The sequence below is a fragment of the Pseudomonas sp. Hp2 genome (assembly GCF_006386585.1).
Lineage (GTDB): Bacteria > Pseudomonadota > Gammaproteobacteria > Xanthomonadales > Xanthomonadaceae > Pseudomonas_S > Pseudomonas_S boreopolis.
This window is the reverse complement of sequence record NZ_VAHJ01000004.1, coordinates 258,268-273,081: the sequence shown is the minus strand read 5'-3', so window position 1 is coordinate 273,081 and position 14,814 is coordinate 258,268. Positions and strand designations below refer to the sequence as shown.

At 70.2% G+C, this 14,814-nt stretch carries 15 protein-coding genes; 4 read left to right on the top strand and 11 right to left on the bottom strand.

Annotated elements, in window-relative coordinates:
* The first annotated feature begins 24 nt into the window (after window positions 1–24).
* The 3 genes from FD678_RS14225 to FD678_RS14215 all read left to right on the top strand — a co-directional run bounded on the left by FD678_RS14225 (window position 25) and on the right by FD678_RS14215 (window position 3,187).
* A complete protein-coding gene (locus tag FD678_RS14225; RefSeq protein ID WP_140724881.1) occupies window positions 25–864 on the top strand; it encodes an ABC transporter ATP-binding protein in 840 nt (279 codons plus the stop codon).
* Window positions 865–1,031: 167 nt separating this feature from the next.
* Window positions 1,032–2,048, top strand: a complete 1,017-nt coding sequence (locus tag FD678_RS14220) for an AIM24 family protein (RefSeq protein WP_140724878.1) — start codon at window positions 1,032–1,034, stop codon at window positions 2,046–2,048.
* A 104-nt stretch (window positions 2,049–2,152) separates the two neighbouring features.
* A complete protein-coding gene (locus FD678_RS14215; RefSeq protein ID WP_140724875.1) occupies window positions 2,153–3,187 on the top strand; it encodes a patatin-like phospholipase family protein in 1,035 nt (344 codons plus the stop codon).
* 291 nt (window positions 3,188–3,478) lie between these two features.
* Here FD678_RS14215 and FD678_RS14210 read toward each other — a convergent pair whose 3' ends face one another.
* Together FD678_RS14210 and FD678_RS14205 are read right to left on the bottom strand one after the other, a co-directional pair.
* Entirely contained in the window at window positions 3,479–3,715 is a 237-nt protein-coding gene (locus tag FD678_RS14210) for a hypothetical protein (protein WP_140724872.1), read from the bottom strand.
* Window positions 3,716–3,795: 80 nt separating this feature from the next.
* The gene (locus FD678_RS14205) at window positions 3,796–4,278 is read right to left on the bottom strand and encodes an Lrp/AsnC family transcriptional regulator (protein ID WP_140724869.1); all 483 of its coding nucleotides are present in this window, start codon (window positions 4,276–4,278) and stop codon (window positions 3,796–3,798) included.
* Between the two features lie 129 nt (window positions 4,279–4,407).
* Between FD678_RS14205 and phhA the strand changes: the two genes are divergently transcribed.
* Window positions 4,408–5,298, top strand: coding sequence for a phenylalanine 4-monooxygenase (gene phhA / locus FD678_RS14200; RefSeq protein ID WP_140724866.1), 891 nt, complete (start codon window positions 4,408–4,410; stop codon window positions 5,296–5,298).
* A gap of 31 nt (window positions 5,299–5,329) precedes the next feature.
* On the opposite strand, the gene FD678_RS14195 is transcribed toward phhA, so the two are convergent.
* The 9 genes from FD678_RS14195 to FD678_RS14155 all read right to left on the bottom strand — a co-directional run bounded on the left by FD678_RS14195 (window position 5,330) and on the right by FD678_RS14155 (window position 14,776).
* Window positions 5,330–5,677, bottom strand: a complete 348-nt coding sequence (locus tag FD678_RS14195; protein WP_140724863.1) for a DUF488 domain-containing protein — start codon at window positions 5,675–5,677, stop codon at window positions 5,330–5,332.
* Between the two features lie 125 nt (window positions 5,678–5,802).
* Complete coding sequence (locus FD678_RS14190) at window positions 5,803–6,927, bottom strand: GDSL-type esterase/lipase family protein (protein ID WP_140724860.1); 1,125 nt, start codon at window positions 6,925–6,927, stop codon at window positions 5,803–5,805.
* Between the two features lie 161 nt (window positions 6,928–7,088).
* Window positions 7,089–7,847, bottom strand: a complete 759-nt coding sequence (kduD, locus tag FD678_RS14185) for a 2-dehydro-3-deoxy-D-gluconate 5-dehydrogenase KduD (RefSeq protein WP_140724857.1) — start codon at window positions 7,845–7,847, stop codon at window positions 7,089–7,091.
* Window positions 7,848–7,944: 97 nt separating this feature from the next.
* Entirely contained in the window at window positions 7,945–8,799 is an 855-nt protein-coding gene (gene kduI, locus FD678_RS14180; RefSeq protein ID WP_140724854.1) for a 5-dehydro-4-deoxy-D-glucuronate isomerase, read from the bottom strand.
* 298 nt (window positions 8,800–9,097) lie between these two features.
* Window positions 9,098–10,156, bottom strand: coding sequence for a LacI family DNA-binding transcriptional regulator (locus FD678_RS14175; protein WP_140724851.1), 1,059 nt, complete (start codon window positions 10,154–10,156; stop codon window positions 9,098–9,100).
* 114 nt (window positions 10,157–10,270) lie between these two features.
* Window positions 10,271–11,833, bottom strand: a complete 1,563-nt coding sequence (locus FD678_RS14170; RefSeq protein WP_140724848.1) for a family 43 glycosylhydrolase — start codon at window positions 11,831–11,833, stop codon at window positions 10,271–10,273.
* A 106-nt stretch (window positions 11,834–11,939) separates the two neighbouring features.
* Entirely contained in the window at window positions 11,940–13,223 is a 1,284-nt protein-coding gene (locus FD678_RS14165) for a TRAP transporter large permease (RefSeq protein ID WP_140724845.1), read from the bottom strand.
* 3 nt (window positions 13,224–13,226) lie between these two features.
* The gene (locus tag FD678_RS14160; protein WP_140724842.1) at window positions 13,227–13,766 is read right to left on the bottom strand and encodes a TRAP transporter small permease; all 540 of its coding nucleotides are present in this window, start codon (window positions 13,764–13,766) and stop codon (window positions 13,227–13,229) included.
* Between the two features lie 11 nt (window positions 13,767–13,777).
* Window positions 13,778–14,776, bottom strand: a complete 999-nt coding sequence (locus FD678_RS14155) for a TRAP transporter substrate-binding protein (RefSeq protein ID WP_140724838.1) — start codon at window positions 14,774–14,776, stop codon at window positions 13,778–13,780.
* Between the last annotated feature and the right edge of the window lie 38 nt (window positions 14,777–14,814).

Here is a 14,814-nt window from a genome sequence, read left to right as displayed (position 1 = left end):
CCCGATACCCCAGACCCCGCATTCATGTCCGTTGCCGCCAGTGCCGTCGCCGTTCCGCCGCCTCTGATCGAGCTCGACCGCGCCAGCGTGATGCGCGGCCAGGTCAAGGTCCTGCACGAACTCAGCCTGCGCATCGACGCCGGCCAGCACACCGCGATCCTCGGCCCCAACGGGTGCGGGAAGTCGTCCTTCATCAAGCTGATCACCCGCGAGCTGTACCCGCTGGCGCGGGTCGGGAACGAGGCGTCGGCCAGGCCGCCGGTGAGCGTGATGGGCCAGACCCGCTGGCAGGTGGACCGGCTGCGCTCGCAGCTGGGCATCGTCACCGGCGACCTCAGCGTCAACCTGGCCGACATGCCGGGGCTGACGGTGGAGAACGCGGTGCTGTCCGGCTTCTTCGCCAGCTACGTGGTGCCGGCCCACCGCGAGGTCACCGAGGCCATGCGCGAACGCGCCGCCGAGGCCCTGGCCCTGGCCCGCGCGCTGCCGCTGCTGCACCGCCCGTACGCCGAACTGTCGGCCGGCGAGACCCGGCGCGTGCTGATCGCGCGCGCGCTGGTCAACCGCCCGCAGGCCTTGCTGCTGGACGAGCCGTCCACCGGGCTGGACCTGATCGCGCGCCAGCACCTGGTCGACACCATGCGCCACCTCGCCCAGCAGGGCATCACGCTGGTGCTGGTGACCCACCACATCGAGGAGATCGTGCCGGAGATCGAGCGGGTGATCCTGCTGCGCGCCGGGCGCATCTTCGCCGATGGCGAGCGCGATGCCCTGCTGACCGACGAGAAGCTCTCGGCGGTGTTCGACGGCCCGGTGCGGGTGCAGCAGGAGAACGGGCGTTACATGGCGGTGGTCGGGAGCTGACTCGCCCCGGCGGGCTTTAAGCACCGCGGAATCCGTGCAGAAGCGGCTTTTGTGGGAGCGGCTTCTGCGAGTGTCGCTCACCGCCGCCTTATCCATGACTTCGGGCAGATGGCGACGGTCACGTCGGCGTGCCTAGACTCGCGCCATCGCACACCAGGAGCTTCGCCATGGCCCAGTGGTACTTCCACGTCCCCGGACATTCCGAGCGCACCGGGCCGCTCGACGACGACGCTGCGCGCCAGCATGCCCGCCTCAACCCCGGCGCGATGGGCTGGCGCGAGGGCATGGGCGGCTGGAAGCCGGTCCGCGAGATCCCCGAACTCGGCGCCGCCGCCGGCCCGGGCGTGCCGCCGCCGCTGACCGGCAGCGGCCGGCGCGCCGACGAGATCGACTTCCGCATCATCGGCAACGACATGCAGTTCGTCGAAGTGGAACTCGACCCCGGCGAGAGCGCGATCGGCGAGGCCGGCGCGCTGATGTACAAGGATTCCGCGGTGCAGATGGACACGGTGTTCGGCGACGGTTCGCACAGCGGCCAGGGCGGCTCCGGCGGCCTCATGGACAAGCTGCTGTCGGCCGGCAAGCGCGTGGTCACCGGCGAGAGCCTGTTCACCACCGTCTACACCCATACCGGCAGCGGCAAGGCCAAGGTCGCCTTCGCCGCCCCGTATCCCGGCACGGTGCTGGCGATCAACCTGGCCGACCACGGCGGCCGGCTGATCTGCCAGAAGGACAGCTTCCTGGCCGGCGCGCGCGGCGTGCAGCTCGGCATCGCCTTCCAGCGCAAGATCCTCACCGGCCTGTTCGGCGGCGAGGGATTCATCATGCAGAAGCTCGAGGGCGACGGCTGGGTGTTCGTGCACGCCGGCGGCACCGTGGTCGAGCGCGAACTGGCCGCCGGCGAACGCATCGACGTGGACACCGGCTGCGTGGTCGGCTACCACGCCACGGTCGACATGGACGTGCGCCGCGTCGCCGGGCTCAAGAGCATGTTCTTCGGCGGCGAGGGCGTGTTCCTGGCCACGCTCACCGGTCCCGGCAAGGTCTGGCTGCAATCGCTGCCGTTCTCGCGCATGGCCGGGCGCATGCTCGCCGCCGCGCCGCAGGGCGGCGGCCAGGACCGCGGCGAGGGCTCGATCCTGGGCGGGCTGGGCCGCATCCTCGACGGCGACAACCGTTTCTGAAGCCCCACCGGCGCGGGCGCCGTCTTCCCGCGCCCGCGCCGGTGAATCGCCGTCGCGCAGCCGGTATGCTGCCGCGCCTGTTCCGTCCATTTCCGCTGCCCACGATGCGCGCGCGCTCCCTGTTGCTTCCCTTGCTGGCCGCCTCCCTGACCTGCCTGCTCGCCGGCTGCGGCGGCAACGCGCGCCCGGAACCGCCGCCGTCCGCCCCGCCCGTCCCCGCGACGCAGGCCAAGCCGGTCAAGATCGGCATCGCGCTCGGCGGCGGCGCCGCCAAGGGCTTCGCCCACATCGGCGTGATCAAGATGCTGGAAGCCAATGGCTTCGCCCCGGTCGTGGTCTCGGGCACCAGCGCCGGCAGCGTGGTCGGCGCGCTCTATGCCAGCGGCATGGACGCCTTCCAGATGCAGGAGAAGGCGGTGGCGCTGGATCAGGCCAGCATCCGCGACGTGCGCCTGTTCTCCGGCGGCCTGGTGCAGGGCCAGAAGCTGCAGGACTACGTCAACCAGCAGGTCGGCGGCAAGCCGATCGACAAGCTCGCCAAGCCGTTCGCCGCGGTCGCCACCCGCCTGGAGGACGGCGAGCGCACCGTGTTCGTGCGCGGCAACACCGGCCAGGCGGTACGCGCCTCGAGCAGCATTCCCGGCGTGTTCGAGCCGGTGACGATCGGCCAGTACCACTACGTCGACGGCGGCGTGGTCAGCCCGGTGCCGGTGGACGCCGCGCGCCAGCTCGGCGCCGAGTTCGTCGTCGCCGTGGACATTTCCAGCAAGGCCAGCGGCAAGGCGCCGGGCGACCTGCTCGGCACCGTGAACCAGTCGATCGCGATCATGGGCCAGCGCCTGGGCGAAGCCGAGCTCAAGCGCGCCGACATCGTGATCCGGCCGAAGGTGCTGGACATTGGCGCGGCCGACTTCGCCCAGCGCAACGCCGCGATCCTGGAAGGCGAGCGCGCCGCGATGGCGGCGATGCCGCAGATCCGGGCCGCGGTCGCGCGCCTGCAGGACCAGCGCAGCAACGCCACCCGCGCCGCCGCCAGGCAAGCCGCCGAAGCCGCCCACCGCGAATGCCTGGAAAACCGTTCGCGCCTGAGCAAGCTGATGCGCCGCGAGGGCGACTGCCCGGCCCCGGCCGGGGACTGAGCCCCTCCCGAGTCGCCACGGCTGCCCATGACCGGCAAGCCGCCGGTCCGTGGCTTGCGCGTGCCACGGGAAAACCTGCCGTCGCTTCCGCGAAGGTCAAGTCCCGCAACGCCCACTGCACGCTGTCCGGAAGGCGCTGGGTCTTCGCATCCCCGCCATCGGACATGACCCGATGGCGTTCAGTATCGCGCGGGCCAGTGGCTCGCAAGCAGCAGTCCTTCGTCCCCGCCTTCGCCGGGACGACCGCAGAGACAGCGTGAAGAAACAGATGGCGGAACCAACGACGAACCGCTAATCCCCACCCAATCGCCGCGCCTCACGCACCCGCCAACCGCGCCGGCTGGCCCAGGCCCCCAGCATCAACGCCGACAGACCGCTCCACCCCAGCGCCCGCGAATCGAACAGCAGGCACAGCGACGACGTCGCCACGAACAGCCAGAACACCGGCCGGGTTTCCCAGAACCCCGGGCCGCTGGCAAAGAACACCCCGTTCACGCGCTCCCTCGACACACGCCGGTTCGCGTCCATTCGATCCCCCCTTCCTTGATCGCCGTAGAAAACCGCCGGCTCCGCCGGACCGGCGGCGAGTGTAGGCCAACGCCGGGCGCCTAATCCAGATGCGACAGCGGCAGCGCGACCGGTTCCTTCACCGTGAGCAGCACGAAGCTGGAATTGACGTCGGACACGCCGGTGGCGTTGAGCAGGCGGTCGAGCAGGAAGCGCGAGAAGTGCTCCAGGTCCTGCACCTGCACGTGCAGCAGGTAGTCCATGTCCCCGGTCAGCGCCCAGCACGCCACCACCTCGTCCCAGCCGCGCACGCCTTCGGCGAACCGCTCGATGTCGCCTTGCCCGTGCTGCTTCAGCTGCACCCGCACGAACGCCTGCAGCCCCAGGCCCAGCGCGCGCGCGTCCAGCCGTGCGCCGTAGCCGGCGATGATTCCCGCCGCCTCCAGGCGCTGGGTGCGGCGCAGGCAGGCCGAGGGCGAGAGATTGATCTGCGCCGCCAGGTCGGCGTTGCTGGTGCGGCCCTGCGTCTGCAGCAGGGCGAGCAGGCGAAGATCGGTGCGGTCGAGCGGGATCGAGGCGGCCATGTGTTGCGCTGAAAAATCCATTGACGCAACAAGATTGCGCTAAATCGGCTTTTCCGCGCAACTTTGCAAGCCCGTTGCGCCCGCGCTCCGCTATCGTGCATCCAGCCCGATCCCATCCCGGAGTCCGCGATGAACGCCGTTCCCCGCCGCGTCGAGAACCAGCTCACCGACAAGGGCTACGTGCCGGTCTACACCACCGCCGTGGTCGAGCAGCCCTGGGAGGGCTATTCGGCCGACGACCACCGCACCTGGGGCACGCTCTACGCGCGCCAGCGCGAACTGCTGGTCGGGCGCGCCTGCGGGGAATTCCTGCGCGCGCAGGACGCGATGGGCATGGATGCGCGCGCGATCCCGCGCTTCGACCGGCTCAACGAGGCGCTCGGCGCGGCCACCGGCTGGACCCTGGTCGGCGTGGAAGGCCTGCTGCCGGAACTGGATTTCTTCGACCACCTGGCCAACCGCCGCTTCCCGGTGACGTGGTGGATCCGCCGGCCCGAGCAGATCGACTACATCGCCGAACCGGACCTGTTCCACGACCTGTTCGGCCACGTGCCGCTGCTGATGAACCCGGTGTTCGCCGACTACATGCAGGCCTACGGCCGCGGCGGCGTGAAGGCGCACGGCATCGGCCCGGAGGCGCTGCAGAACCTCACCCGCCTGTACTGGTACACGGTGGAGTTCGGCCTGATCGACACGCCCGACGGCCTGCGCATCTACGGCGCCGGCATCGTCTCGTCCAAGGGCGAGTCGCTGTACTCGCTGGAATCGCCCGCGCCCAACCGGATCGGCTTCGACCTGGAACGGATCATGCGCACGCGCTACCGTATCGACAGCTTCCAGAAGACCTATTTCGTCATCGACAGCTTCGAGCAGCTGATGCAGGCGACCGCGCCGGACTTCACCCCGGTCTACGCGCGCCTGGCCGACCAGGACGCGATCCCGGCCGGCGAAGTCCTCGATACCGACCGCGTGCTGCAGCGGGGCAGCGGCGAAGGCTGGAGCCAGGACGGCGACGTGTGAGCCCGCGCGGCGCGGCGCGGCGTTCCCGTCGCTACGCCGTGCCGTCGAGGACCTGCTTGAGGACGAGGGCGCTGTTGTGCCGTTCGTCCTTCGAAGCGTAGACCAGGGTGACGTGGCCCTGCCGGGCGAGCCTGCGCAGTTCCTCCAGCGCCGGATTGGATTCGAGCTCGGCGCGGTACTTGGCCTGGAACGCGTCCCACTTGGCCACCTCGTGCCCGTACCACTTGCGCAGCGCGGGCGACGGCGCCACGTCCTTCAGCCACAGGTCGACATGCGCGGCCTGCCTGGTCATGCCGCGCGGCCACAGCCGCTCGACGAGGATGCGCTTGCCGTCGCTCGAGGCGGGCGGCTCGTAGACGCGCTTCAGGGATACCTTCATTCCGGTGCACCTCGCCTGGCTTGCGACAAGGCGACGGCATCGCGCCCATCCGCCATTGCCGCTTCCGCCCCGGGACGACGCTACTACGCTGCCGCGGGCAACGACAAGCCTCGATCCCGCGGGAATCAGTGCCCGCTGCTCTTGGTCGGATACGCCAGCAGGATCACCAACGGTTCCTCGCCGGTCTGCAGCAGCGCATGCGTGCTGCCCGGGCGCGTGAGCAGGGCATGGCCGGGTCCGACTTCGTATTGCCTGCCGTCCAGCGCGTACAGGCCGCGCCCGCTGACTATGTAATAGACCTCGTCCTTGTGGTGCGGGTGCAGGCCAATGCCGGCGCCCTTGTGCAGCACGCGCTTGCGCAGCACGAAGGGCAGCCCCGGCGCGTCGGCGAAGAACGGGTAGGCCGTGGTCGTCCCGGCGCCGCCGTGCGGGCCGGGCTGCTCGCGCGCCACGTCACGCTCGTGCTGGACCAGCGAGGGATGCGCCTGCGCGGCGCGGACCCGGGTGGCGTCGGCGCTGGCGCCGCAGTCGATGTCGCGCCGCAGCTGCGCCTCGAGCGCCGGCTGCAAGGCCACCCAGCCCTGCATCACCAGGCAGGCCACCGCGGTCGCGCCGGCCCGGCTGAAGTGCGTGCCGTCGGCCTTGCCCTGCTCCGGCACGAACATGAAATAGGGCCTGGCCGCTTCCTCGCCCAGGCCGCGGATCCACGCGGTCGAGCTGGCGTTGAGGTCGATCAGCGCCACCTGCTCGCGCTGCGCCAGCTGCCTGACCGCCTGGGTGTACGGGCCGTGCGTGTCGAGCAGCGAGCCGAAGTCGTACAGCAGCCGCGCCACCGGCGTGATCAGCACCGGTAGGGCGCCCTTGTCGCGGGCCAACTGCACGTAGCGCATCAGGTAGCGCGGATACGCCTCCTGCGGATCGTCGTAGCGGGTCGGGTCCTCGAACTTGGCGTCGTTATGGCCGAACTGGACCAGCAGCACGTCGCCGGCGCGCAGTTCCGCGGCGATCGCGTCCAGGCGGCCTTCCTCGATGAAGCTGCGCGCGCTGCGCCCGCCCTTGGCATGGTTGCGCACGCTCCACTGCGCCGGGTCGAGCCACGACTGCAGCATCTGGCCCCAGCCGGCCTGTGGCGCGCGTTCGGGACCGTACTCGGCGGCGGTGGAATCGCCGGCGACGAAGACGCGCTGCGGGGCGGCGGCGTGGCTCGCACCGGCAAGCAGCAGCGGCAACAGCAGCAACAGGCGCAGCATGGCGTGGCTCCCGTGTGGCATGCCGGCTAAAGGCCGGCATTACCGGCTCGTATCTGGAAATGGGAACGCAGATGAGCCATGGTCTTGATCGGCTCCCAGCGGAGTCGCCCCCATCCGCCCTTCGGGCACCTTCCCCCGCAAGCGGGGGAAGGGAACGGCGGTCAACGCGCCAGCCAGCCGCCGTCGACCGGGATGATCGCGCCGTTGACGTAGTCCGAGGCCGGCGAGGCCAGGAACACGGCGGTGCCGCCGAGGTCGGCCGGCGTGCCCCAGCGCCCGGCCGGGATGCGGTCGAGGATCGCCTTGCTGCGGTCCTCGTCGGCGCGCAGCTGGGCGGTGTTGTCGGTGGCCATGTAGCCCGGCGCGATCGCGTTGATGTTCACGCCCTTGCCGGCCCACTCGTTGGCCAGCAGGCGGGTGATGCCGGCGATGCCGCTCTTGCTGGCGGTGTACGACGGCACGCGGATGCCGCCCTGGAACGACAGCATCGAGGCGATGTTGATGATCTTGCCGCTGCCCTGCGCGATGAAGTGGCGGCCGGCGGCCTGGCTCATGAAGAAGGCGGCCTTGATGTTGACGTTCATGACGTCGTCCCAGTCCTTCTCGCTGAAATCCACCGCGTCGGCGCGGCGGATCAGGCCGGCGTTGTTGACCAGGATGTCGACGCGGCCGAGGCCGGCGATGGTTTCGTCGAGCACGCGCTGCACCGGCTCGATGGTGATCAGGTTGGCCTCGATGTTGAGGAAGCGGCGGCCCAGCGCCTTGACCTTCTCCTCGGTCTCGGCGGCGTGGACGATGCCGGCACCGGCGATGTCCGCGCCGGCCTCGGCCAGCGCCAATGCGATGCCCTGGCCCAGGCCGGTGTTGGCGCCGGTGACCAGCGCGACCTTGCCTTCCAGGCTGAACGGGTTGTTTGCCATGCGAAATCCCCTCGGTTGACGCGGATGGTGTCGGGCGGCCGGCGGATTCCCAGGCCCCCATGAAAAGCGCAGCGGGGCGGAGCCCCGCTCCACGGCGTTACTTGAGCTGGCAGATGTCCAGCACGTGCATATCGGTGTAGTCCAGGTTCTCGCCGCCCATCGCCCAGATGAAGGCGTAGTTGCTGGTGCCGGCGCCCATGTGGATCGACCACGGCGGCGAGACCACGGCCTCGTCGTTCTTGATGACGATGTGGCGCTGCGCGTCCGGCTCGCCCATGAAGTGGTAGACGCGGTCGTTCTCGCCCAGGTCGAAGTAGAAGTAGACCTCGCTGCGGCGGTCGTGCAGGTGCGGCGGCATGGTGTTCCAGACGCTGCCCGGCTTGAGGATGGTCAGGCCCAGCAGCAGCTGCGAGGACGGGCAGGTCGCCGGCACGATGTACTGGTAGATGGTGCGCTCGTTGCTGGTCTCCAACGCGCCGCGCTCCAGCGGGACGGCATCCTTGATCGAGATGTGCCTGGCCTCGAAGCGCGCGTGCGCCGGGGTGGAAGCCAGGTAGAACTTGGCGGGATGGGCCGCATCGGCCGAGGCGAACACCACCTTGGCGCTGCCCATCGGCACGTACAGGCCGTCCTTCGGCGCCAGGGTGTAGGCGGTGCCGTCCACGGTCACCGTGCCGGTGCCGGCGCCGACGTTGATCACGCCCAGCTCGCGGCGCTCCAGGAACGGATGCCCGGCGGCCGAGGCCGGCTCGGTCTGCGCCGGCAGCGCGATCGGGGCGTCGGTCGGAGCGGCGCCGCCGATCACGAAGCGCTCGTAGTGGGTGTACTTGAGGACGATCCGCCCTTCCGCGAACAGCCCGTCGAGCAGGTACAGCTCGCGCAGCTCGTCGTTGCTGGCGCCCTGGACGGCGGCGGGATGGGTGGCGTAGTGGGTCTTGCAGTACAGGGACATGGGGCTCTCCGGTGGGCGGGGCGACGATGCGTCCCGCAAGGGTCGGGAGCGATTCTAATGGGTTTTGGAAACCGGTGTCATTTTGCGGTGCAAGGTGGGGGATGCCTGCCGCCAGCGCCGGAGCAGGCCGATCGCATCAAGGTCACTGGAGGAAAGCCCCCTTTGTTAAGGGGGCGCGCCGAAGGCGCGGGGATAGGCGAGGCGAGGAAGGGGCCCGAAGTTCGCTGCGCGAACTTCGGGGCGCCGCCCGCACAGCGGGCAGCACTTCCCCGCCAGCCCCCGGAGGACTGACCTTCGGTCAGTCCTCCGGGGGCTGGCAGGAATCCCTGACGATCAAGTGCGGGCGCACGCTGGCGGTGGGCAGCATCGGCGTGCCTTCCGGCTGGATCAGCATCGCCGCGGCGGTACGGCCGGTGTCGCGGGTGTGGCGGCGCACCGAGGTCAGCGGCGGCCACAGCCGCGAGGCCAGCGAGCTGTCGTCGTAGCCGATCACCGAGAGCTGGCGCGGGATGCTGATGCCGGCGCGCAGGGCCACCTTGTAGATACCGGCGGCCATCTCGTCGTTACCCGTGAAGATCGCGGTCGGCCTCCGCTTGCTGCCGAGCAGCAGCTTCTCGGCCGCGGCCACGCCGGACTCGAAGGTGTAGCCCGCCTCGACCACGCGTTCCGGCGGCAGTTCGATGCCGCGCCGCTGCAATGCCTCGAGGAAGCCGCCGGTGCGCTCGATCGAGGAGCGGTAGGCGCTGGGACCGGTGACCAGGGCGATGTCGCGATGGCCGAGCGAGAGCAGATAGTCGGCGGCCTCGGCGGCGCCGTCGCGGTCGTGGGTGATCACCGTCTGCGAGGTGGTGTCCAGCGCCACCGAGGCGATGCGGGTGTAGCGGCAGCCGATCTCGGCGAGCATGTCGGCCAGCGCCTGGTCCTCGGAGGCGCGCGGCACCAGGATCACGCCGTGCAGCTTCTGCGCCTGCACGAAGCGGCGCACGCCCTCGATGTAGCCGGGGCTGCGGGTGTCGCACGGGTGCACCACCAGCTCGAAGCTGGAGCCGCGCAGCGCGTCGAGCGCGCCGTACTGCATGTCCACGATGTACTGCGCGGTCGGGTTGTCGTAGACCATGCCGATCAGGAACGAGCGGCGGAACGCCAGCCCGCGCGCGAGCGGGTCGGGCGCGTAGCCGACCTCGCGCATCAGCGCCTCGACCTTCTCGCGGGTGTCCTGCCGCACCAGTGGCGAGTTGTTGATGATCCGCGAGACGGTCTTCTTGGAGACACCGGACAGGCGGGCGATGTCGTTGATGGTCGCCGCCTTGCCCTTGGGCAGGCCCGACGCGGGCTCTTCGGCTTTCTTGCGCGGCATGGTGGGTGACCGGTTGGAATGGGGGAATTCTAGCCGCTGGGCCAGGCGTCCGTAGGAGCGGCGGGGCTGCCCTGCAAGGCCCGGCCGCGGCCGAAGCCGCTCCCACGGGTGCCGTCAGTCCAACGCCCGGTAGCGGAAGTGGCGGAAATGCACCTTGCCGTTGCCGGCGGCGTAGAGCGCCGGCTTCAGCGCCAGGAACTTGCCGGCGACGTTGTGGTGGTAGCCGGACACCTCCATCTGCACCGGGTACTTGGTCCACCGCTTGCCGTCGGGGCTGCTGTGGATGGTGACGATGTGGCGGTCGTTGGTGATGCGCAGCCACAGCCTGCCGCCGCGGGCGCTCGGCGCCAGGCTCGCCGGCCGTTCCTCGCCGTAGCGGTGCATGATGAAGTTCTCGCCGTTGCTGCCGACGCCGGCGTAGAGCCGCTCGCTGTAGAACAGCAGCGCGCCGCCCTGCGCACCCGGTTCGATCTCCAGCTCGACCTCGAACTGGTAGGCCGGGTCGGTCGCGGTGAGGGTCAGCGGCGAGCTGTCGCGCGGCTGGCGGCCCTTGCCCTGCAGCGTCATCACGCCGTCGCCGAACGCGAGCCGTGCGTACTCGTCGCGGGCCGGATCGAAGAACGACCACTGCGGACCGAGCTTGCCGGAGGTGAAGTCGTCCGACAGCGCCAGGCCATGCGGCACCGCCTCGCCGCTGGGCTTCTTCAGCGGCTTGCCGAGATCGCCGCCCTTGGCGACGAACCAGCCGTCCGGCGTCCACTCGATCGGATCGAGCAAGGCCTGCCGGCCGAGCGTCCAGAAGCCGTTCTCGTAGCCGTGGTACATCATCCACCAACGCCCGTCGGTGCCTTCCACCAGCGTGGCGTGGCCGCGCGACCACCACGGTTCGTCGCGGCTGACGGTGCGCGTGATCGGGTTGTTGGGCGCGTTCTCCCAGGGCCCGTGGACCGAGCGCGAGCGCGCGGTGATCACCATGTGCCCGGTGGGCGGGCCGGCGGTGCCGCCGACCGCGGTGGTCATGTAGTACCAGCCGTTGTGGCGGGTGATCTTGGGGCCTTCCTGCGCGTAGGCCTCCACGTCCCATTCTTCCGGGTACTTCCAGCCGTCGTAGACGTGCCTGGGCGTGCCGACCACCCTCAGGCCGTCGTCGGACAGCTGCACGTAGTCGCCGCCGCTCAGGAACAGGTAGCGCTTGCCGTCCTCGCCGACCGCATGGCCGGGATCGATGTACTTGCCCAGGCCGATGTCGATCGGCTCGCTCCACGGCCCCTCGATGCGGTCGGCCCAGACCACGAAGTTGCTGCGCGTGCCGGTCTCGCCGCGACGCGCGGGGAAGTAGATGTAGTAGCGGCCCTCGTGCTTGATCAGGTCGGGCGCCCAGATCGCGCCGACGTTGGTGCGGATCGCGTGGCCGATCGGCTGCCAGTTGACCAGGTCGCGCGAGTGCCACAGCGGCAGGCCGGGATAGGCGTCGAACGAGGACAGCGTCATGTAGTAGTCGTCGCCGTCCTTCAGCACCGACGGGTCGGGATGGTCGCCGGCCAGCACCGGGTTGAGGAAGGTGCCGTCGCCGAGGTCGGCGATGCGCTGGTTCTCGATGCCGCGCTTCCACTCGGCGGCGTGCGCGCTGGCGCAGGCCAACGCGGCCAGGAGTACCCACAGGTTCCACTTGCGCATCGTTTTTCCTCCGAAGAATCCCTGCTTTTCCGTAGGAACGGCTTCAGTCGCGACGAGCTTTACCGGCAAGGCCCTGTCGGGACTGAAGTCCCTCCCACGACATCACTCACCCGCGCAGCATCGCCGGCAGCCACAGCGACAGCTGCGGGAAGAACGTCACGATCAGCAGCACGGCCAGCGCGGCCAGCCAGAACGGCCAGATCGTGCGCATCGAATCGGTGATGCTGATCTTGCCGATCGCGGTGCCGATGAACAGCACCGAGCCCACCGGCGGGGTGATCAGGCCGATGCCGCCGGCCAGCACCATCACCAGCGCGAAATGCACCGGGTCCACGCCGTAGGCCTTGACCACCGGCAGGAAGATCGGCGTGCAGATCAGGATCTTCGGCGCCAGGTCCATGAACATGCCCAGCACCAGCAGGATCACCACGATCATCGCCAGCACCGTGCGCTCGCTGTCGGCGAAGCGCTGCAGGAACTCCACCGCCGCCGCCGGCACCTGCAGGTAGGCCAGCAGCCAGCCGAACACCGCCGCGGTCGCGATCACGAACAGGATCACGCCGGTGGTGCGCGCGGCGTGCGTGACCGCCGCGAAGAACTCGGCCCAGCGCAGCTGGCGGTACAGGATCGCGGTGACCAGCAGCGCGTAGACCACCGCGATCGCCGCGCTCTCCACCGCGGTGAAGATGCCGGCGCGGATGCCGACGAAGATCAGCAGCACCAGGCCCAGGCCCGGCAGCGCGCCGACCAGGCGCAGCAGCACCGCGCGCCAGCCCGGGAACGGCTCGGTGCCGTAGCCGCGATGGCGCGCCACCGCGTAGCCGGTCACCATCATCGCCACGGTCATCAGCAGCGCGGGCACGATGCCGGCGGCGAACAGGTCGGCGATGGAGATGCCGCCGCCGGCCGCGGCCGAGAACAGGATCAGGTTGTGCGAAGGCGGCACCAGCAGCGCGACCAGCGCCGCGGTGATGCTGACGTTGACCGCGAAGTCGCGGTCGTAGCCGCGCTTGACCATCTGCGGGATCATCGTGCCGCCGACCGCCGACACGTCGGCGATCGCCGAGCCGGACACGCCGCCGAAGAACAGCGAGGACAGCACGCTGACCTGGCCCAGGCCGCCGCGCATGCGCCCTACCAGCGAGGCCGCCAGCGCGATCAGGCGCTCGGAGATGCCGCCGCGCAGCATCAGCTCGCCGGCGAAGATGAACAACGGGATCGCGATCAGCGACGCCGAGCCGGAACCGGCGGAGATCTGCTGCACCAGCACGACGCTGGGCAGGTCCAGGTACAGCAGCGTCGCCAGCGCGGCCACGGCCAGCGCGTAGGCCACCGGCACGCCGACGGCCATCAGGACGACGAACAGGCCCAACAGCAGGGTGATGGCCATGGCTCAGTGCTCCCCTTCGACGGTGCCGGCGGGCGACGGGCGCGCCGCGCGCCAGGCGCGGTACAGCGCGAACACGCACATCAGCGCGCCGCCGAGCGCCAATGGCAGGTAGTTGATGCTCTGCGGCATCCGCGCGCCGGCGATCTTGATGTCCAGCCCGTCCAGCAGCAGGCGCGCGCTCCACCAGGCGATGACCGCGCCGATGGCGGCCATCACCAGCGCGCGCAGCGCCTCAAGCGCGCGACGGCCGCCTTCGGGGAACTTCTCGGCCAGCAGGAAGAAGCCGAAGTGGCGGTTGGTGTGCACGCCGGCGGCGGCGCCCAGGCTCATCGCGGTGCTCAGCAGCAGCAGCGTGACCGGCTCGGTCCAGCTCGGCGAATCGTTGAGCACGTAGCGGGTGAAGACCTGCCAGCCCTGCACCACCACCAGTCCCAGCAGGGAGGCGGCGGCGATGTAGATGGCGAGGTCGGACAAGCGGTCCAGCGCACGTTGTGCCGGGGGCGGCACGTAGGTGGCGGCGGTATCGGAGGCGGTCTCGGTCATCGGGAACGTCTTCAGGCCAGGTCGCGGATGCGGCGGTACAGCGCCTCGATCTCGGGGCGCCGGTGGTATTCGTCGAGCAGGGGCTGGGCGGCCTTGCGGAAGGCCGCCATGTCGACGTCGTTGGTCTTGACGCCGTGGGCGACCACGGCGCGGCGCGCGGCGTCCTCGGAATCGTCCCAGAGGCGGCGCATCACCGGCACCGACGCGCGCGCCAGGCGCACGATGCGCTCGCGGTCGGCCGGTTCCAGCGCCTCGAAGCTGGCGCGCGACATCACCAGGATGTCCGGCGCGTAGGAGTGCTCGCTCTGCGACCAGAACCGCGCCGCCTCGAAATGGCGGCTGGACTGGAAGCTGCGCATGTTGTTCTCGGCGCCGTCGATCATGTGCGTTTCCATCGCCGAGAAGGTCTCGCCCAGCGACATCGGCGTGGGATTGGCGCCGAGCAGGCGCATGAGCCGGATGAAGATGTCGGAGTTGGCCACGCGCACCTTCAGGCCATGCAGGTCGCGCGGCTCCACGATCGGGTGCTTGGTGTTGTAGAAGCAGCGCGCGCCGGAATCGTAGATCGCCAGCCCGACCAGGCCGCGCGCCTCGAACCCGCGCAGCACCGTCTCGCCGACCTCGCCGTCGAGGGCGCGGCGCAGGTGCGCGACCGAGTCGAACACGTACGGCAGGCACAGCGCCTGGGTCAGCGGGAAGGCGTTGTTGAGCGCGCCGGAGTACACGCGGGTGATGTCGATGGCGCCGAAGCGCGCCATGTCGATCGCCTCGGCCTCGCGGCCGAGCTGGCCGGAGTGGTACAGGCGCAGCTTCAGCCGGCCGCCGGTCTCGCTCTCCAGCTGCTGGCCGATCCAGCGCACCGCCTCGACGGTGGGGTAGTCGGCCACGTGCACGTCGGTGGCGGTCAACAGCTGGCCGCCCGGCACCCGGGTGATGGCCCGGGCCGCGCCCAGCGGTGCGGCCAGTGCGGCGCCGATGCCGGCACCGAGCAAACCTCTGCGTGTGATCATCCGCGCCCTCCCGCGCTGCTCATGATCCGGTGTGGGAA

Excerpts from the sequence above, each read along its gene's own strand:
- FD678_RS14225 (WP_140724881.1), top strand. The coding sequence starts at position 25 with ATGTCCGTTGCCGCCAGTGCCGTCGCCGTTCCGCCGCCTCTGATCGAG.
- FD678_RS14220 (WP_140724878.1), top strand. The coding sequence starts at position 1,032 with ATGGCCCAGTGGTACTTCCACGTCCCCGGACATTCCGAGCGCACCGGG.
- FD678_RS14215 (WP_140724875.1), top strand. The coding sequence starts at position 2,153 with ATGCGCGCGCGCTCCCTGTTGCTTCCCTTGCTGGCCGCCTCCCTGACC.
- FD678_RS14210 (WP_140724872.1), bottom strand. The coding sequence starts at position 3,715 with ATGGACGCGAACCGGCGTGTGTCGAGGGAGCGCGTGAACGGGGTGTTC.
- FD678_RS14205 (WP_140724869.1), bottom strand. The coding sequence starts at position 4,278 with ATGGCCGCCTCGATCCCGCTCGACCGCACCGATCTTCGCCTGCTCGCC.
- phhA (WP_140724866.1), top strand. The coding sequence starts at position 4,408 with ATGAACGCCGTTCCCCGCCGCGTCGAGAACCAGCTCACCGACAAGGGC.
- FD678_RS14195 (WP_140724863.1), bottom strand. The coding sequence starts at position 5,677 with ATGAAGGTATCCCTGAAGCGCGTCTACGAGCCGCCCGCCTCGAGCGAC.
- FD678_RS14190 (WP_140724860.1), bottom strand. The coding sequence starts at position 6,927 with ATGCTGCGCCTGTTGCTGCTGTTGCCGCTGCTGCTTGCCGGTGCGAGC.
- kduD (WP_140724857.1), bottom strand. The coding sequence starts at position 7,847 with ATGGCAAACAACCCGTTCAGCCTGGAAGGCAAGGTCGCGCTGGTCACC.
- kduI (WP_140724854.1), bottom strand. The coding sequence starts at position 8,799 with ATGTCCCTGTACTGCAAGACCCACTACGCCACCCATCCCGCCGCCGTC.
- FD678_RS14175 (WP_140724851.1), bottom strand. The coding sequence starts at position 10,156 with ATGCCGCGCAAGAAAGCCGAAGAGCCCGCGTCGGGCCTGCCCAAGGGC.
- FD678_RS14170 (WP_140724848.1), bottom strand. The coding sequence starts at position 11,833 with ATGCGCAAGTGGAACCTGTGGGTACTCCTGGCCGCGTTGGCCTGCGCC.
- FD678_RS14165 (WP_140724845.1), bottom strand. The coding sequence starts at position 13,223 with ATGGCCATCACCCTGCTGTTGGGCCTGTTCGTCGTCCTGATGGCCGTC.
- FD678_RS14160 (WP_140724842.1), bottom strand. The coding sequence starts at position 13,766 with ATGACCGAGACCGCCTCCGATACCGCCGCCACCTACGTGCCGCCCCCG.
- FD678_RS14155 (WP_140724838.1), bottom strand. The coding sequence starts at position 14,776 with ATGATCACACGCAGAGGTTTGCTCGGTGCCGGCATCGGCGCCGCACTG.